This is a genomic window from Acidithiobacillus ferriphilus, from assembly GCF_028215975.1.
Classification (GTDB): Bacteria; Pseudomonadota; Gammaproteobacteria; order Acidithiobacillales; family Acidithiobacillaceae; genus Acidithiobacillus; species Acidithiobacillus ferriphilus.
Genome location: NZ_CP116458.1, coordinates 871,017 through 888,624 on the forward strand (window position 1 = coordinate 871,017; position 17,608 = coordinate 888,624).

Annotated in this window: 20 protein-coding genes; 7 read left to right on the top strand and 13 right to left on the bottom strand. The window is 59.1% G+C overall.

Features of this window, described 5'->3' with window-relative positions:
* Window positions 1-2: 2 nt before the first annotated feature.
* From PJU76_RS04285 to PJU76_RS04295, 3 genes are read right to left on the bottom strand one after another with little or no spacing between them, the layout of a single operon-like run.
* Complete coding sequence (locus tag PJU76_RS04285; RefSeq protein WP_271780623.1) at window positions 3-584, bottom strand: hypothetical protein; 582 nt, start codon at window positions 582-584, stop codon at window positions 3-5.
* 14 nt (window positions 585-598) lie between these two features.
* Entirely contained in the window at window positions 599-1,024 is a 426-nt protein-coding gene (locus tag PJU76_RS04290; protein WP_271780624.1) for a DNA polymerase III subunit chi, read from the bottom strand.
* Window positions 1,025-1,036: 12 nt separating this feature from the next.
* Complete coding sequence (locus PJU76_RS04295) at window positions 1,037-2,539, bottom strand: leucyl aminopeptidase (protein ID WP_271780625.1); 1,503 nt, start codon at window positions 2,537-2,539, stop codon at window positions 1,037-1,039.
* A 116-nt stretch (window positions 2,540-2,655) separates the two neighbouring features.
* Here PJU76_RS04295 and lptF point away from each other — a divergent pair, with 116 nt between their 5' ends.
* Window positions 2,656-3,777, top strand: coding sequence for an LPS export ABC transporter permease LptF (gene lptF, locus PJU76_RS04300; RefSeq protein ID WP_271780626.1), 1,122 nt, complete (start codon window positions 2,656-2,658; stop codon window positions 3,775-3,777).
* Entirely contained in the window at window positions 3,774-4,847 is a 1,074-nt protein-coding gene (gene lptG / locus PJU76_RS04305; RefSeq protein ID WP_271780627.1) for an LPS export ABC transporter permease LptG, read from the top strand. Before lptF ends, lptG begins: the two co-directional genes overlap by 4 nt.
* Here the strand turns inward: lptG and PJU76_RS04310 are convergent.
* The 7 genes from PJU76_RS04310 to PJU76_RS04340 form a co-directional block, all read right to left on the bottom strand.
* Window positions 4,840-5,184, bottom strand: coding sequence for a hypothetical protein (locus PJU76_RS04310; protein ID WP_064219630.1), 345 nt, complete (start codon window positions 5,182-5,184; stop codon window positions 4,840-4,842). The genes lptG and PJU76_RS04310 overlap by 8 nt on opposite strands.
* 14 nt (window positions 5,185-5,198) lie before the next feature.
* Window positions 5,199-5,891, bottom strand: coding sequence for a glutathione S-transferase family protein (locus tag PJU76_RS04315; RefSeq protein ID WP_271780628.1), 693 nt, complete (start codon window positions 5,889-5,891; stop codon window positions 5,199-5,201).
* Between the two features lie 8 nt (window positions 5,892-5,899).
* On the bottom strand, window positions 5,900-6,352 hold the full coding sequence (locus tag PJU76_RS04320; RefSeq protein WP_271780629.1) for an EVE domain-containing protein: 453 nt from the start codon (window positions 6,350-6,352) through the stop codon (window positions 5,900-5,902).
* Window positions 6,353-6,356: 4 nt separating this feature from the next.
* Window positions 6,357-6,671, bottom strand: a complete 315-nt coding sequence (gene cyaY / locus PJU76_RS04325; protein ID WP_271780630.1) for an iron donor protein CyaY — start codon at window positions 6,669-6,671, stop codon at window positions 6,357-6,359.
* An 87-nt stretch (window positions 6,672-6,758) separates the two neighbouring features.
* Complete coding sequence (gene recQ / locus PJU76_RS04330; RefSeq protein ID WP_271780631.1) at window positions 6,759-8,555, bottom strand: DNA helicase RecQ; 1,797 nt, start codon at window positions 8,553-8,555, stop codon at window positions 6,759-6,761.
* Between the two features lie 2 nt (window positions 8,556-8,557).
* Entirely contained in the window at window positions 8,558-9,397 is an 840-nt protein-coding gene (locus tag PJU76_RS04335) for a symmetrical bis(5'-nucleosyl)-tetraphosphatase (protein WP_271780632.1), read from the bottom strand.
* Between the two features lie 3 nt (window positions 9,398-9,400).
* Window positions 9,401-9,769, bottom strand: coding sequence for a hypothetical protein (locus tag PJU76_RS04340; protein WP_271780633.1), 369 nt, complete (start codon window positions 9,767-9,769; stop codon window positions 9,401-9,403).
* Window positions 9,770-10,037: 268 nt separating this feature from the next.
* Here PJU76_RS04340 and PJU76_RS04345 point away from each other — a divergent pair, with 268 nt between their 5' ends.
* The 3 genes from PJU76_RS04345 to rpsT all read left to right on the top strand — a co-directional run bounded on the left by PJU76_RS04345 (window position 10,038) and on the right by rpsT (window position 12,284).
* Window positions 10,038-10,841 carry an ABC transporter permease gene (locus PJU76_RS04345; RefSeq protein WP_271780634.1) on the top strand — a complete coding sequence of 268 codons (804 nt, stop codon included), beginning with the start codon at window positions 10,038-10,040 and terminating at the stop codon, window positions 10,839-10,841.
* An 18-nt stretch (window positions 10,842-10,859) separates the two neighbouring features.
* On the top strand, window positions 10,860-11,867 hold the full coding sequence (locus tag PJU76_RS04350; protein ID WP_271780635.1) for an ABC transporter ATP-binding protein: 1,008 nt from the start codon (window positions 10,860-10,862) through the stop codon (window positions 11,865-11,867).
* Window positions 11,868-12,008: 141 nt separating this feature from the next.
* Complete coding sequence (rpsT, locus tag PJU76_RS04355; protein ID WP_064219339.1) at window positions 12,009-12,284, top strand: 30S ribosomal protein S20; 276 nt, start codon at window positions 12,009-12,011, stop codon at window positions 12,282-12,284.
* A gap of 100 nt (window positions 12,285-12,384) precedes the next feature.
* Here rpsT and PJU76_RS04360 read toward each other — a convergent pair whose 3' ends face one another.
* The 3 genes from PJU76_RS04360 to PJU76_RS04370 all read right to left on the bottom strand — a co-directional run bounded on the left by PJU76_RS04360 (window position 12,385) and on the right by PJU76_RS04370 (window position 16,315).
* Window positions 12,385-14,364 (bottom strand): UvrD-helicase domain-containing protein, encoded by a 1,980-nt coding sequence (locus PJU76_RS04360; protein ID WP_271780636.1) that lies wholly within the window; start codon window positions 14,362-14,364, stop codon window positions 12,385-12,387.
* A 29-nt stretch (window positions 14,365-14,393) separates the two neighbouring features.
* A complete protein-coding gene (gene lgt / locus PJU76_RS04365) occupies window positions 14,394-15,212 on the bottom strand; it encodes a prolipoprotein diacylglyceryl transferase (RefSeq protein ID WP_271780637.1) in 819 nt (272 codons plus the stop codon).
* Between the two features lie 71 nt (window positions 15,213-15,283).
* Window positions 15,284-16,315, bottom strand: a complete 1,032-nt coding sequence (locus PJU76_RS04370; RefSeq protein ID WP_271780638.1) for an agmatine deiminase family protein — start codon at window positions 16,313-16,315, stop codon at window positions 15,284-15,286.
* An 87-nt stretch (window positions 16,316-16,402) separates the two neighbouring features.
* On the opposite strand from PJU76_RS04370, the gene PJU76_RS04375 reads away from it, so the two are divergent.
* Together PJU76_RS04375 and PJU76_RS04380 are read left to right on the top strand one after the other, a co-directional pair.
* Window positions 16,403-17,116, top strand: a complete 714-nt coding sequence (locus tag PJU76_RS04375) for a pseudouridine synthase (protein WP_271780639.1) — start codon at window positions 16,403-16,405, stop codon at window positions 17,114-17,116.
* On the top strand, window positions 17,113-17,562 hold the full coding sequence (locus PJU76_RS04380; RefSeq protein WP_271780640.1) for an NUDIX hydrolase: 450 nt from the start codon (window positions 17,113-17,115) through the stop codon (window positions 17,560-17,562). Before PJU76_RS04375 ends, PJU76_RS04380 begins: the two co-directional genes overlap by 4 nt.
* Window positions 17,563-17,608 lie beyond the last annotated feature (46 nt).

The window sequence follows — 17,608 nt, forward strand, 5'->3', positions numbered from 1 at the left end:
TATTACTCAATTTCCGAGGCGTTGATCTGATCCAGACCTTCGTGCAGGACACGCTGCAGTATTTCCGGAAGCGATTTACGAATGTCTACAGCCAGGTTTTCACGCAATTTGATGCCCTCCAGCGCAAGGGCTCGCATGATAGTCAGGTTGACCTGCTCTTTCCAGGCGGTTTGCAGATGCTGTGTCACCAGGTTTTCTACCTCATTGATAATGCGTCGTTCAATTTCCTGGAAAAGCAATGACTCGAAGTTTTTGAGAAAGTCGAGATCTGCGGGCGGTGTCGGAATCGCTGGCGCGACCGTATCCGTGGCGCGCGCTTGTATTGCTGCCACCTCAGGTGTGGGCGTATGTTCTTCAACCTCTTCGTTGACCGTGGGGCTTGGCGCTACCGTTGCGGTAGCCAGCCTGCTCGGGTCTGTCTGTGCGTAGTCAACGCGCGCCGTCGGTGTTTCATCGTCCAGATACCGCCAAAGTTGTGGCGGCAGCCCCTCACGCAAAAGATGGGTGAGCAATAAAGGCGCTTCATCACCGGCATCCAATTGCTCTTCAAGGACGGGTTCTTTACGTCTCGGTATGTTTGCCATGGGTGTGCCTCCAGTCAGACTTCCAGGGGATGCACCTGCATGGTGAATCCCGCATTCTTTAATCGTTTGTAGCGTTCTCTGGCAAGGTCGCGAGTCTGCTCGGCGACAGGGATAAAGTCGATAAGCCGCTCGCATGCGGGGACCGGTGTCGGCAATTCGTCCAGTCCGCAGAGCACTAACGCCTTGCTCTGCAGGGGCCAGACGCCGCCATCATGGATGCGTATTGATTCTCCTGCACCCCGGACATGAGGCACAAAGGCGCCAGCCTGGAAGGTCCAGAGAAGATCATCCATGATCTGCCCCGTCTCCATGTCCGGGCACAGGATATCTGCTTCTCCCATGACCTGCCAGACTTTTGCAATCACCCGGCACATACCGCGTTGCTGCTCGTGCGGGGTGAGCAGCGTCGGCGGCAATGCATAAAACGAGGCGATGGGCAAACGGTGCTCCTCTCAGGCCACCTGCCGCGCTCGTCGCAGCAAATACTCTACCAACAATGGCACCGGACGGCCCGTCGCCCCTTTATTCTCACCGCTCTTCCACGCCACCCCGGCGATATCGAGATGCGCCCAATGATAGTTTTCGGTGAAGCGCGAGAGAAAGCAGGCGGCAGTGATGGTTCCTGCGGGCCGACCGCCGACATTGGAGAGGTCCGCAAAAGGGCTCTTCAACTGCTCCTGGTATTCGTCGAAAAGTGGTAGCTCCCAGGCTCTATCCATACTTTCTTTACCGGCAGCGATTAGCGCATGGACGAGTCCTTCGTGATTGCCGAGCACGGCCGCGGTTTGATGCCCCAGAGCGATGACGCAGGCACCGGTAAGGGTGGCCATGTCGATCACCACGTCCGGTTTGAAACGCTCAACATAGGTTAAGGCATCGGCGAGGATCAGCCGTCCCTCGGCATCGGTGTTGATAATTTCCACGCTCAGGCCTTTCATGCTCTTATGGATGTCACCGGGCTTGGTCGCCTGTCCGTCGGGCAGATTCTCCGAAGCAGGTACCACGGTAATGACGTTCAGCGGGAGTTTGAGTTCCGCCGCCGCCTGAATAGCCGCCAGGGCTGACGCTCCGCCGCACATGTCATATTTCATCTCATCCATTTTATCGGCGGGTTTCAGGGAGATGCCGCCCGCATCAAAGGTGAGACCTTTGCCGACCAGGACGATAGGCGCCTGATCCTTGGCGCCGCCGTAATATTCAAGAATGATCAGCCGGGGTGGCTGCCGGGATCCGTGGGCGACGCCGAGGAGCAAATGCATTCCCAAGGCTTCCATGGCGTCTGGACCGAGGATGGTGCTTTTGATGCCCAGGCGCTGGGCCATGGCCTCCGCTTGCTCGGCGAGCCAGGCAGGAGTACAAACATTTCCCGGTTCGTTGGCTAGATCCTTGGCCCACGCGACGGCACGGGCCGTCGCGTGGGCTTGCGCCGCGGCACTTTGAACTTCCGCCAGTTCGGTAACGTTGTCTTCGGGAACGATGAGTTGCAGGGTATCAAAGGCTCGTTGTGGCTTGTCTGCGGGCTTTTTATGCTGGTCAAAGTGATACTCGACCTCGGCCATCGCCTGCACCAGAATTTTAGCGAGTGCCGATGCGGAGCGATGGACCACAGGGGTATCCAGCAGATGTAAGCTGACGCGGCTGATGCGGGCAGTTTGCAAAGCGCTTGCGGCAGCGAGTGCGGCTTTGCGAAATTGACTATCCTTGATTTTGCCGTGGGTACCGAGGCCGAGGACAAGCACCCGTGCAGTGGCAATTTTCGGAACCTGGTAGAGCATCTGTGTTTCGCCACAGGCTCCGCTGAAATCGCCGGTATCGAGGAGGGCCTGGAGGGCGCCGCCACTGGTCAGATCAATCAGCATGGCGGCGGGGTTCAGTATGCCGCCTTCATACACCCCGACGACCACACAGTCGTTGTTGTCGGTGACTGGGTTCCGGCACTGTACGGCTATCTCCACGGCGGTTCTCCTGATAATCTGTAGGCGAGGAATTCAAGATGACGTTAAGAGATGGAAAATAAGCCCCAATGGCACCGGGAATCAAGTCTTGCGAGTAATCTTCAGGGGTTGTCCGCTTGACACGCATCCATATGCAGCTCGTGCGGAATATTACGACCTCTTTTCTGCTGACTTGTCTGGTGGTGCTTGCCATCCTGGCTATCGGCCAGGTGACCCAGTTGTTGAAGCAAGTCGCTTCTGGCCAGTTGCCGTTATCGATTGTGCTGCAATTACTGGGGTTGGCGGTGCCTACGCTGTTGGTCATGGTATTGCCGCTGGCCTTTTTCTTCGCGGTTTATCTGGTGTTCAGTAACCTCTATCGTTCCAATGAGATGGTGGCCATTCGCAGTACCGGCACCGGGTTGTCGGGACTGTTGCCGCCTGTTGCGGTAGTGGCGGCAGGCGTCTTTTGTCTGGAACTGATGTTGTCTCTTTCCTGGGCACCCGGTGCGCAGCGTCAGTTACAGTCCGAATCCGCGCGCCTGGCCAATGCCGCGGCCGAGGCCATGCTGCAGCCTGGCAGTTTCACGAATTTACCCGGCGATCGGGTTATTTATGTGGGGCAGGCCGTGGGTAAAAACAATCACCGCTTCCGTGAGATATTTTTGTCTATTGTCCAGGGTGATCAACTGGACTTGGCGACGGCGGCTTATGGGGAGATCAAACCCGGTCGGGATGGCGTTCTGACCCTGGTGCTGGTGGATGGCCAACGCTATCTGGGACGGCCAGGGCAAAACGGGTTCAAGGTCCTTTCCTTCGCGCACTATCGGGTGTTGCTGGGCAGCCCGGTCACGAGTGCCGCCCAGCCGGGTGGTGTCAGCTGGGGGAGCGCATCTCTCTCTCAGCTTGGACGTCACCTGCGGGGTCCCGAGATGCGCTTCGCGGTAACCGAGTTGGAGTGGCGCCTGCTCTGGCCGCTGGCGCTGCCGCTATTGGCTTTGCTGGCTATTCCGCTGGCCTATAGCGAGCCCCGTGGCGGTGGACGGGCTGCAGGCATGCTGGTAGGCATACTGTTTTTGTTGGCCATCAATAACATCGTGATTTATCTCAAAGAGCACATGATGAGCGGCGAGATGCCAATTTTCCCCGGATTATTTTGGGTGCCCCTGCTGATTTTGGTGGTGGCCATGTACACCTTTCTCAGGCGTAGTCGCGATCTGCCGATTTTACCCGTCTGGCCGGGGGCGCGCGCGTCATGAAGCGCGCCGACCGGTTGCTGTTTCGTGGCATGCTGCTGTATAGCAGCCTCGTGTTGATTATGCTTCTGGCGCTGGTTTACATCGCTCAACTGGTTGCCAAATCCTCTGGACCGGGGCATGGAGTCTGGTCTATGACGCGGCTGCTTTCCTACACCGCTTTGCAGTTGCCAGACGTGGCTTATGATTTGATTCCCCTGGCGTTACTGCTCGGTGCGCTGGTCTGGATGAGTATCCTGAGCGGACATTCCGAGGTGATCGCCTTACGCATGTTGGGGTGGTCGGTCTGGCGTCTGGAGCAGCCGCTGTTACTGGTCGGAGTGTTGGGTGCTGGCCTTATGTTCGCTCTGGGGGAATGGGTAATACCAGTCACCTCACCGGCTGCCGAGGCCATGTGGGCCAATGCCGATGAGCCAAGTGCAGGATTCCACAATATGGGGATGCAGGGGCTCTGGTTGCGCTATGGTGCACAGATTATCCAGATTGGTGCCGTGGGTGATGGCGGGAAGATTTTGCAGAATCTGCATATCGCCTGGGTACACCAGGGTATGGTGGGGGTGGATGCCATGACAACGGCCAGCGCGGCGGCATTCAAAGCGGGGCACTGGAGCTTGCGCAATGTCCAGATTTTCGCCATTACGCCTGATCAGATACGGGTGACCCGCGTTGCGGAGATGCCCTGGTCAGTACCACTTCTTCCGGACACCTTGCGTAGCTTTGCGCATCCGACGCGAACCATGACGTTGCTGACCCTGTGGCAAAGTTATCGGGATTTGCAGAGCGGTGCGCTGAATATGAACCGCGTTGCCCTCGCCTTCTGGCGCAGGGTGAGTTATCCATGGGTGGGCCTGGTGATGATTTTGTTGGCGGTACCTTTTGTGACGCGTAATCCGCGTGGCGGCGGGCTGGCCGCGCGGATTATGGCGGGGCTGGTGTTGGGGCTGGGATTTCATTTCCTTACGGAGATGTCGGGATATATCAGTGTCTCAGGCGGGATACCCCCTTTAGCCGCTACTGTCTTACCTATCGCGTTCTTTGCGGCGGTCGCCGGGCTTTTGCATCGTTTCACTTGAATGCGGCGTTACGCTGACGAATCAATTCCTGATCAAATGCGTTGTCGAGTTCCTGTGAGAGTTTGAGCACTTTGCGGAAGAGGAGCGGATCCGCGTCATCCGCCTGGGTACGCAGACGTAAACGGGCAAGACCATCAAAGCTGTGGGCGCGATCCACCGGGTCGTTGGCCGATTGGCACTGGTTGCCCTGATAGAGGGCGTTGAGCACTTCAGCGGTCAGCGCGTCGTCGAGTTTGTCTTCCTGTGCCGCACGGAGTGCGGCTTCCGGGGTCATGTCTTCGAGGAAGGGATATCCCAGATGCTGATTGAGAAATTGTACAAGTTCTTGATAGGTCATGGTGGACTCCGGGCTTAGAGAGAGTGGGGCATGCCGTCGTTGAGGGAGACACCACACGCTTCGGCGACACGTTGAAAATAATATTGCAAATCGATGGGTATGGTCACGCCGTCGAGTAGGCGCAACAGGTGAAAGTCGGCCGTTAGAACGATATCGATCAGCGACAGGGTGCCGGTGTAATAACGCTGTTTGGCGAGCACTTTGCCGAGTTCACGTAGACGTCCGCGGTTTTCCAGTTGCTGATAGGCGCCATAGCGATCGTTGGCGAGGGATTCCATAGACTGCTGAAAACGGCGTTCACATTCCTGCCGGTAAAACGCCGTATCTTCGGGATCGCTGCGGATTTCTTCATAGGCGGGCAGAGCTGGGGCAATAAGACGGTCACCGAGCGCGGTCAGCCCCGCACGCCACCGCACAAAAGCTTCCCATTCGGATGCTGGAATGCTGGTGTGCAGCGCCGGGGTGTTCGGGTAGCGTGCATCCAGGGCGGCCAGTTCAGCGAGTTTCCCCTGCTGTGCCTGACCGTCTGCATGAACCAGCACCGGCAGATCGGCAAAACCCAGATCAAAAGCGGTTTCCTGATCGCGCAGGGCGCAGGGATGATCGTTCCAGTGCAGGCCTTTGGCGCCAAGGGCCATGCGCAGCATCTGACCCTCCACGGAAGACCAGCGGTGGTAGAGCGTCGGTCCGGTCGTGTTTTCAGGCACGCGTCGGTTTATCCGGCCCACTGCAGGACGTGATGCCACTGGCCGGCCGTGATCGGCAAGATAGACAGGCGATTACCTTTGCGGATGAGTGGGCTGTCTGAAAACTCCGGCATGGTACGCAGGCTGTCCAGCGTAACGTGATGCGCAAAAGTCTGGCGGTAAGCCACATCTACCAGGTCCCAGCGCGGTTGGTGGGGACTGGACGCCGGGTCGTAATGGTTGCTCTGCGGATCGAACTGGGTAGGGTCTGGATGTGCGGTGCTGACCACTTCAGCGGTCCCGACGATGCCGGGGACGGGCACGCGCGAATGATAAATGAAGACCCCGTCACCTATCTGCATGCTGCGCAGGAAATTACGGGCCTGATAATTGCGGATGCCGTCCCAGGGTTCTTGCCCGCGCTGCTGTAGGTCCTGCAAGGAGAAGGCGTCCGGTTCGGTCTTCATTAACCAGTAGGCCATGCTGTCAATCCAATGCTACGGGATGGTCGAGACGTAGGCTCAGCAGGCGGCTGACGGCGTCCTCCAGGGACTCTCCAGTCTGGCTATTCCGCCATATGCCATCTTGCCGCGCGAAACGCGCCGGACCATCACTGCAAGCCAGCCAGACTTGTTGCACCGCTTCCTGGCGATTGATGATGATCTGACTATCGTCGGGCAGGAGTAAAGTGAGTACGCTGTCCACGAGATCGCTCTCTACCTCGGGAGCGCTCACTTCTATCCGATTCTGCAGATCATTGAGTGTATTTTCGACGGTGACAGCGAAGCTCTGTGCGTTCATGGGACGATCCTTGGCTAGCGCTCTATGATGAGACTTGCCGGGCTGGAGGGCAAGCTGTCGTCTGTATGCAGGTCCTGCGGGGGCGCTTTATGGACGCGTACCTTGATGCAGTATCTTCAGGAAGGATTCCCCGTAAGCTGCCAGTTTGCGCTCGCCGATGCCGGGGATGGTGGCTAACCCCTCCAGGTCGCGGGGACGCCGTTGCAGCATTTCCATGAGGGTCGCGTCGTGGAAAATGACGTAAGGAGGCACGCCCTGTGCCAGGGCCAGTTCGCGGCGATGACGGCGCAAGGCTGCCCAAAGATCGGCATCCTGGAGTGCGACTTCCGGGCGCTTGTCGCGCTGCTTGGGTGTTGTGCTTTCATGCTGACGCAGCGTCAGCTTTTCCTCACCGCGCAGGAGCGGGCGACTGCTCGGGCTGAGGCGCAGGCCACCGTGACCCTCGGCATCGACTTCCACCAGTCCACGCAATAAGAGATGGCGAAAAAGGGCTCGCCAGGCGTTGGCGGAGAGTTCTTTGCCAATGCCGTAGACGGTCAACTGGTGATGGCCCCATTGCTGGATGCGCGGGTTTTCGCGAGCCAGAAGCACGTCGACCAGATATTGCACTCCAAAGCGCTGACCGGTCCGATGGATGGCGGAAAGGGCTTTCTGGGCGGCGACGGTGGCGTCCCAGGTGGCAGGGGGTTGCAGACAATTATCGCAATTGCCACAGGGCAGGGCGAGGTGCTCGCTAAAGTAGCCGAGCAGGGTCTGACGTCGGCAGTCGGTGGTTTCGCAAAGGGCGAGCATGGCGTCCAGTTTGTGTCCTTCCATCTGTTTGCGTGGCAGGTCGGCTTCCGATTGCTGGATCATTTGCCGTAACTGCACCACGTCCTGCAGGCCATAGTGCATCCAGGCCTCGGCGGGCAGTCCGTCGCGTCCGGCGCGGCCTGTTTCCTGATAATAGGCCTCAATGCTCTTGGGCAGATTCAGATGGGCGACGAACCGGACGTTGGGCTTGTCGATACCCATACCGAAGGCGATGGTGGCTACCATGATTACCCCTTCATCCCGCTGAAAATGTTGCTGGTTGCGGCGCCGCTCGTCGGCGCTCAGGCCGGCGTGGTAAGGCAGGGCGCCGAGTCCCTCGCCTTGCAGCCATTCGGCCACTTCTTCGACGCGTTTGCGGGACAAGCAGTAAACGATGCCAGCCTCTCCCGCGTGGCGGTCGCGGATGAAGCGCAGCAAGGCGTTGCGTGCGCCCTGACTGCCGCTGTGGATGTGGTAACGGATATTGGGGCGATCGAAGGAGCGGATAAAGACGGCAGCCTTCTGCAACGCCAGTCGCTCGATGATTTCCTGGCGGGTTTTCGAGTCGGCGGTAGCGGTAAGGGCGATCCGCGGCACCCGGGGAAAGCGCTCATGCAGCACCCGGAGCTGCAGGTATTCCGGGCGAAAGTCGTGGCCCCACTGGGAGACGCAGTGGGCTTCATCGATGGCGAAAAGATTGACGGTGCTTCTTTGCAGCAGGGCGAGGGTACGCTCCTGTAGTAAGCGCTCCGGGGCGATATAGAGCAGATCAATGGCCCCTTGCAGCAGTGCTTCTTCGGTGGCGCGCGCTTTTGCGGGGCTGGCGCTGGAGTTCAGGGCGGCAGCCGCTACACCTGCCTGGCGCAAGGCATCGACCTGATCTTCCATGAGTGCTATTAACGGAGAAACCACCACGCCGACCCCTGCCCGGGCGATGGCGGGAATCTGATAGCATAAGGATTTGCCGCCTCCGGTGGGCATGAGCACCAGCGCATCCTTGGCCGCCATCAGGGTCTGGATCACCTCTTCCTGCGGTGCCCGGAAGGCATCATAGCCGAAGGTATGGCGGAGTATTTCTAGGGTGGATACCAATTTTATCCGTTACCCGGTTGCGCAAACATCGGGCAGGGTGTCTGATAAATCACGGGTTCTGTACCATCGATGCGTGCGGCACTGAGTTGGCGGCCCCAGACGCAGCCGCTGTCCAACGCCAACAAACGTGGCTGCACCAGCAGACCTTGGGTGGCCCAGTGACCGCAGATGATGGCGCCAGAAGTCTGCTTTTCAAAAAACCGCTGGTGCCAGGGCGCAAACTCATGGGCAACGTCCTTGGGCGGCGTGTTGGGCCAGCTAAAAAAGCCTTTGGCGGTCACGTAGCGGGCTCGAGTGAATACGGCGACCCGGAAACGCTGTGCCTCATCCTCGTTACGGCAATCCTGCCAGCGGTTGGGTGCCGGCGCCGCCCAAAGGGAGCGCATGAAGCGCCGCCAGTGACGACCATGCAAGGCATTTTCGACGGCATCGGCATGGCCTCGCGCTGTTGCCATGTCCCAGTCGGGATGGATGGCGGCGTGGACCATGGTCCACCCCAGTTGCGGATCGGTATGCAGCAACGGGCTGTTGCGTAACCATTCCATCCGTTCGTCTACCTGGGGGTCGGCTAGCAAGAGGGCGAGGGTGTCACTTTTTTTTGCCGGAGTGATGCCCGCCCAACGCGCGAGTGCGTAGAAATCATGATTGCCGAGGACGATCCGCACGCGGTCGCGCCAGGTGTAAAGTCGCTTGATGACGGCGTGGCTGTCCGGCCCCCGATTGACGAGGTCGCCCGCCAGCCAGAGCTGGTCTGTTTGCGGTGTAAAGCCAATTTGCTCCAGCAGAGCGCTAAAGGGTGCATAGCAACCCTGCAGGTCGCCCATGGCATAGATGGCGGCCATATTTTAGAGCGTGATGACCTGATCAGAGAGTTTCATCTGGCGAACGAGGGTTTTCATGCTCGCCATTTTAATACCGGGAATCAAGCCCCGATTTTCAACCGTGTGTAGCCATTCGAGGCCGATCACGTGAATTTCGGCCCCTAATTCTTGAACCTCCGCGATGAGGTCGTGGTGGACACGTCGCCGCGCTTCCAGATTTTCCGAATGGAGTGCGAGTGATGCGGCCCCTTCAGCCAGAAATACACTGACCACGATCTCATCGGCGACGGCTGCCGCCGCCATGCGCAGGCCTTGGAGAACGGGATTGCCGCCGGCGTCCGGATGGGATCTGATGAGAATGGTCCAGTGCATGGTCTTTACGCTCTTTGTCATCTGTAACTCTTCAAAAGCTTGCAGGTTGGCGTCCCGCTTTGATGTATGACGTTACAAGCTTAGCATAAAAATGCCCCAAGGGAGATTTTGTCTGGCATGGTGCCTGAGTTCGCTTGACCCTTTTCGTAGTCACCGATATAAATCGATCTTGGAAATATCCAATGGAGAACAACGATGCGACTATGGATGCGGAGCGTGTTGTTTATGGCACCGTGTATGGTCCCGGTGTTCGCCAGGCTGCCCATGGCGGGCCAAATGGGAACGCCATTTGAGTGATGCGACGACTCTAGCCATTGTCGCGTCACGCCAGCCACCCGCACGCTGGCTGGCGACGCTTACGGCGGCCGCTGTTCTGGTTTTTCTGCTGGCGCCTTTTGCGGCACTGGTTTTTGCCACGGACTGGCATGATTTTCAGTTTGCTCCCGGTGATCTCGGTGCTATCCGGGTTTCCCTGTTTTATAGCGGTCTGGCGCTTATGCTGGTGGTGCTGGCGGGGACGCCACTCGCCTGGTGGCTGGCGCATTGTCATTATCGCGGCAAATGGTTGGTGGATGCCTTGCTGTTGCTGCCGCTGCTGACTCCGCCTCTGGCTATGGGTATTTTGCTGAGCTCCTTTTACGGGCCTTATGCACCGGTGGGTGGTTTGTTCCGTCAGACGGGGCTTTATCTGACCAATACCGCACCAGCCTTTGTGTTGGCACAGATCTACGGAGCCATGCCCTACTATGTGCTGGCAGCGCGGGCGGCTTTCGAGGGAGTGTCTGAAGAGCTGGAGCAGATCAGCCGTACCCTGGGGCGCAACCGCTGGCAGACTTTCTGGCTGGTGACGTTGCCTCTGGCACGTCTGGGGCTGATGGCCGGGGTGGCGCTGGCCTGGGTGCGGGCTATGGGAGAGTTTGGTATCGTGCTCATTGTGGCGTATTTCCCGCAGGGAATTCCGGTGAAGCTTTGGGTCAATCTGCAGGATATCGGATTGAGTGCGGTTTATCCTCTGCTCTGGGTTTTCTTTTTGGTCGCGGTGCCTTTACCGTTGTGGTTGGGGCTGCGTTCGCGTCGGCAGGGGATGTTTTGATGGTGCCGTGCTAAACCCATGGACATTCGCTATCAGTTAGAAAAGCCGGTGGTGCTGGACGTTCAGATGCAAGTGCGGGATTTCACCGTTCTCCTCGGCCTTTCCGGGGAGGGCAAGACTTTGCTGTTGAAGGCCATCGCTGGCCTGATTCCAGCGCGTGGGCATCCTTTCGCCGGGCTTGCTGCCGAGCGGCGGCCCATCGGCTATTTGCCGCAAGGCTATGCGCTTTTCCCGCACCTGCGGGCTTGGGAAAATGTCGCCTTTCCGCTGCCCAGGGGCGCAGATCGCCGCGCGCAGGCGATGAATTTGCTAACGCGCGTGGGGCTTGCTGATTTGGCGGAGCGCTATCCTGCGGCGCTATCCGGCGGGCAACGCCAGCGGGTGGCGCTCGCCCGCGCTCTGGCTCGGCGTCCTGAATTGCTGCTGCTGGATGAGCCCACCTCGGCGCTGGACATGGCCACCCGCGATGAAATTCTGGACGAACTCATCCGTGAGGTCCACGACTTTGGGGTGCCGGTGCTGGCCGTGAGTCATGATCCACACCTGGCGATGCTCGCCGATCATATGGCCGTATTGCTGGATGGGCGCGTTGTGCAGGAGGGGCCTCCCCGTGCAGTGTTTGCGCGACCCGCCACTATGAGGGCGGCACGTTTGCTGGGGTTTCGTAATTTCCTGACGGGACGCATTGCGGAAATAGAGCGATCCGGAATGGTGGTGGCGGGAGCCGACTGGCGTTTGCGTGCCGAATTGCAGCACGGCATGCGTCCGGGTATGGCGGTGACCGTGGCCATTCGTTCCGAGGACCTCGTGCTGGGCGAGGTTCTGGGTGACGCGGCGCCGAATGTCCTGAAATTGCAGGTTGCGGCACTGCGCGAGGAGGGAGTTGCCTTGCGCGTCAGAATGGGGGGCACTTTGTGTCTCGATATGCTGTTACCGCGCATGCAGTGCGCAGGCAGGTCGCTGCTGGTAGGCACCGAGCTGTGGGTGCAGGTGGCACCAGAGCATGTGCACGTAATGGTGGAGTAAATCAGGGCATTCAGCACCGCTGTTGCCGTGTCGGGCGATTTTTCGCATGTGTATTGATGTTGACAGGGTTGGGCGATGGCGCCAAAATACGCCACTTAATTTCCCGCAGTCGCGGGATTGTGGATATGGAGAGTACTAAAGTTGGCCAATACAGCTCAGGCGCGCAAGCGCGTATTACAAAATGAAAAACGGCGCTTGCACAATGCCAGTCTGCGCTCGCGCCTGCGCACTTATGTGAAGGGTGTGCTGAAGGCCGTACATATCGGCAATCAGGAGCAGGCACGCATCGCGTTGCGCGCCGCGGAGTCGGTCATCGACAAGACGGTGGGCAAGGGTGTGACACACCGCAATATGGCAGCGCGCACCAAGAGTCGGCTCTCGGCTCGCGTCAAAGCCATGGGTAACGTCGCTGGGTAAAGGCAGATAAGCTCCCCGCAACCCGTGCGGGATACAGAGCGGGGGGCGATCCGGTGGTGTGGATCGCCCCCTCGCTTTTGTGTGTGGCAAATAATATTTATCAGGTTTTGCCGAGCATCCCTCGCAGTCGGGCGAAGGCGGCAGCCGGATCCATTTCTTCTTCAGGATCCTGATCACCCTGCCAGTCCAGGTGCTCTTTAGGAATTTCCTGGAGGAAGCGGGACGGCTTCGGATGGACGTCCTGGCCGTAGCGGCGTCGTTTGCGACAGAGACTCAGAGTCAGTCGGAAGCGGGCGCGCGTCATGCCTACATAGAAGAGGCGGCGTTCTTCTGCAATCTGCTCCGGGGTTTCGCTGTTGCGGTGCGGCAGCAGTTCTTCCTCGGCACCCGCCAGAAACACCTGGGGAAACTCCAGCCCTTTAGCGGCGTGCAGGGTGGACAGGCGCAGTACATCGCGGTCGTCGTCTTCCGCGCGCTCCAGTACGTTGAAGAGCATCAGGCGGTTGAGTATTTCCGCGAGGGTTTGCGGACCCTCGTCCTGTTCTTGCAAGCGCTGCATCCAGCTCAGAAGTTCCTGAATATTCTCCCAACGGCGTCCTACATCTTTTTTGTCACCTTCATTCTGTAAATACTGCAGATAGCCGATTTCTTCGGGTAGGCTCTGCAAGGCCGGGATAAGTTCGGCCTTGTCCACTTCGTCGGCCTTAAGATTCACCCAGCCGGCGAAGCTGTGCAGGGCAGTGCGCGCCTTTTCAGGCAACTCCAGCGCATCTTCCCAAAGCGCGGCGAACAGCGAGAGGTTGCGTTCCTTGGCGAAAGCGCCCAGGCGCTCCAGTGTGCCGCTGCCGATGCCCCGCCGTGGGGTGTTGACCGCACGCAGGAAAGCGGGATCATCGTCGGGGTTGACCAGTAGCCGCAGATAGGACAAAAAGTCCTTGATTTCACTGCGTTCAAAGAAGGAGAGACCGCCGGATATCTGGTAAGGAATGCGGGCATTGCGCAGTGCCGCTTCAAAAGGGCGGGCCTGATGGTTGCTACGATACAAAATGGCGTAGTCGCGGTATTCCCCCTGTCGTTGGAAGCGATCGCGGAGTATGGCATTGACTACTTGCTCCGCCTCGTCGACCTCATTGGCGCAGCGCAGAGCGCGGATACTGTGGCCATCGCCCAGCGTGCTCCACAGGCGTTTTTCAAAGAGGTGAGGATTTTGCGCAATGACCGCATTGGCGGCCTGGAGAATGCGGCCGGTGGAGCGGTAGTTCTGCTCCAGTTTGACGACTTTGAGGTTGGGGAAATCCTGCGCCAGTCGATGCAGGTTGTCGGCGGCGGCACCCCGCCAGGAGTAGATGCTCTGGTCATCATCTCCCACCGCTGTCAGGTTGTGACGGGTGCCCAGCAGCGTTTGCACCAGGCGGTACTGTGCCCCATTGCTGTCCTGATATTCATCCACCAGCAGGTAGCGGATGCGGTCCTGCCAGTCGTGGCGGGCTTCTTCGTTGTCTTGCAGCAGGCGGGTGGGCAGGAGGATAAGGTCATCCAGATCCACCGCGTTGCAGGCACTGAGGGAGCGCTGATATGGCGCGTATATGTTGGCGGCCTCCTGACCGAGACGGTCATCCGCATGCGCTTCCTCGGGGAAGAAACCGTCATTCTTGAAGCGGGAGATACGCGCCTGAATGGCTTCGGCGAGATCGCTGGGGCCGCTCGCCTCGCGCAGCAGGTTGCGCACCATGCCTAAGCTGTCGTCAGGGTCAATGACGCTGAAGTTGCTGCGATAACCCAGGCGCTCGATGTCTTTGCGCAGGATTTGTAAGCCGAGATGATGAAAGGTGGAGACCATCAGACCCCGGCTGTTATGGCCCTGCAAAGCCTCCGCGACGCGGTTTTTCATCTCGCGGGCGGCCTTGTTGGTGAAGGTCACGGCGCAGATGTGACGGGGGGCTATCTGTTGCTCGCGGATGAGATGGACGATTTTCTGCGTGATGACCCGTGTCTTGCCCGAGCCGGCCCCGGCCAGCACCAGCAAGGGGCCGTGAATGTGTTTTACCGCTTCCTGCTGTGGCGGGTTGAGCTCAGCCATGGGCATTATGCAGAGGTGAGCTGCGGCAGCTAATTATCGGCTGCCAGTGTGGTTTTGGGTGATTCGGCGAACCCGCCCTTATAGGCCCACCAGATTACCAGCGGGCCGAGAATAATCATGGGTACGGATAAGACCTGACCCATGGTGTAGGGACCGAAGACAAAGCCCAACTGAATATCCGGCTGCCGCGTATACTCCACGAGGAAACGGAAGATGCCATAAAAGAGGACAAACATGCCGCCGACGGCACCGGCAGGACGCGCTTTACGGCTGTAGACAGCCAGAATCAGCAGGAGCAGGATGCCTTCCAGCAGAAATTCATAGAGTTGCGATGGCTGCCGGGGCTGCGGACCACCGGCGGGGAAAACCATGGCCCAGGGGAGATCGCTGACACGGCCGAAAAGTTGGTCGTTGATGAAATTGGCGAGACGTCCCAGACCCAACCCGATAGGCACGGCCGGCGCGATGAAGTCCAGCGTGGGCAGAAAGGCATGTTGTTGATGGAGCCGCGCAAATGCCCAGCAGGCGATGACGACGCCCAGGAGGCCGCCGTGAAAGGACATGCCGCCATCCCATATGGCCAGAATTTTCATAGGGTTGGTGAGGTAATAGGGGAGGTTGTACCAGAGCACGTAGCCTACCCGGCCACCCAGAATAGCGCCAACGGCCACATAAAACTCCAGGTCGACGACCTGTTCTTTGCGCCAGTTCCAGTGCGCCATGCGGCCGCGCCGGATGAGCCAGACGGTGGCTATGACAAAACTGATGATTTCCAGCAGTCCGTACCAATGAATGGTGATGGGGCCGAGCTGGAAGCCAACGGTATTGATATCCGGAAAGTAGAGCATGGGACCCTCGCAATTTTAGGCCACGATGGCGGAGCGATGCGCTCCTGTCAAGGTATGGCACAGTATGGGCTTTAACGCGGCAACTGCATGGTGACGCAGTGCAGACTGCCGTGCTGACGGGCCAACTCGCCGCAGGGGACCGGGATCACTTCCCGGTCAGGGAAGATGCGTTGCAGACGTTCTTGTGCAATGTGGTCGGCGGGGTCGTCATAGGTGGGCAACAGGACGGCGGCGTTGAGGATGAGAAAGTTGGCATAGGTCAGGGGGAGACGGTTGCCCTCTTCGTCAAACTGCGCTTGTGCCCAGGGCAGAGGGATCAGGTGGTAGTTCTCGCCGTTACGGTTGCGGCAGGCGCTGAGCTCCGCAGCCATCTGCTGGAGCGGGGCGAAATGACTGTCGTCGGGGTCATCGCAACTCTGGTAGGCGATGGTGTGCGGGTTGCAGAAGCGGGCGAGAGTGTCGATATGGGCATCCGTGTCATCGCCTTCCAGATGGCCGCTGTGCAGCCAGAGAATGCGTTCTACGCCGAGCTGGGCGCGGAGGGCGTCCTCGATTTGCGCCGCTGACCATTGCGGGTTGCGGTTGGGCGAGAGCAGGCAGGCGCTGGTAGTCAGCAGGGTGCCCGCGCCGTCCACTTCAATACTGCCGCCCTCCAGAACCATCCCGGAAATCTCCAGTGCCGCGTTTCCGTAAGCGCCTTGGGCATGCAGGTGGCGAGTAATCTGGTTATCCAGGTCGGCGCGGAATTTGAGGCCCCAGGCATTGAAGGCGAAGTCCATCAGTTTACGCTGACCGGCAGGATTCTGCAGGATGAGGGGACCGTGATCGCGGGTCCAGGAGTCATTGCTGGGAACGGTGTGGAGATGGCAGTGCGCGAGGTCGGCACCGGCGTGCCGCAGATATGTCTTACAGACCTTGACGCTGGTCGCGTTATGGCAGGCAATGAGTACTTCTTCGCGGAAGCTGATTTCACGGGCAATCCTGGCGAATACGGGCAGCACCGCCTCCAGGCGCGGCGCCCAGTCGCTATCGGGGTGCGGCCAGGTAAGTTGTACCGCGCGTTGCGGGGCCCATTCCGGGGGTAGGGTATATTCGGTCGTCATGACGCATTCCGCTCCACATGATTATGACGTGATCATAGTGGTTTAAAGGCTTTTCGTCAGCCTGCCCCACAGGCTAAACTACACCCTATGCAAAAATCCGCCGAACGCATTGATCATTTACTGTCTCGCCTGGGATATTGCAGCCGTTCCGAAGTGCGTGATCTGTTGCGCGAGGGGCGGGTGCGCGTGGCCGGAGAATTGTTGCGCAAAGCCTCTGCCAAAGTGGATGTGGCGCTGGTCTGGGTGGATGAGGAGCCTATTGATCATCCCCATGCCCTCTATCTGCTCTATCACAAACCTTTGGGCAAGGTTTGTGCTCACGATGATCCGCGCGCCATCTATCAGGATTTCCCCTTGCGTTGGCGCTACCGACGCCCGTCGCTGAGCAGTGTCGGACGTCTGGACCGCGAGACTAGTGGTGTCTTGCTGCTCACCGATGATGGGGATTGGCTGCACCACTGGACGAGCCCGCGCCGCGCCATTCCCCGGGTGTATCGGGTGACCCTGCAGGAGCCGTTGCGGGGCGATGCGGCGGATATCCTGGCTGCGGGAACTCTGATGCTGGAAGGTGAAGAGACTCCGTGTCGTCCCGCAGCAATGCAGCGCCTGACAGATCAGGAGGTCTTGCTGACCCTGACGGAGGGGCGATACCATGAGGTCCGGCGGATGTTTGCCGCTCTGGATAATCTGGTGCTGACCCTGCAGCGAGAGGCCTTCGGCCCTTTTGTGCTGGGCGATCTGCCTCCCGGGCAATGGCGTGAACTCACGGAACCAGAGCGTACGATGGAGAAAGTCCCATGATCTGGGCGCCGCATGTGACGGTAGCCGCTGTTGTAGAGGAGAACGGCCGTTTTCTGCTCGTGGAAGAGATGGTGGGGGGGCGGCGCTGTTTCAATCAGCCTGCCGGCCACTGGGACCCCGGTGAAACGCTGTTGGATGCAGTGGTCCGCGAGACCCTGGAGGAAACGGGCTATACCTTCCAGCCGGAATATCTGACGGGCGTTTATCACTGGGAATTTCCCGAGAAAAACCTGACTTACCTGCGTTTTGCTTTCGGGGGGCGCCTTGGCCCCCGGGACATGAGCCGTGCCCTGGATGCGGGCATTATCGGTCCAGTCTGGTTGACTCCGGGGGAAGTGGTGGCGCGCCAAGGGGAGATGCGCAGTGTCATGGTGCAGCGCTGTATGGCCGATTATCAGGTGGGCAAACGCTATCCACTGGATCTGCTGCACGCGGGAGTGGACTGACGCTGGCCCGTCTGCGTGCTATATTGCAGCATAAATGCATCGGCAG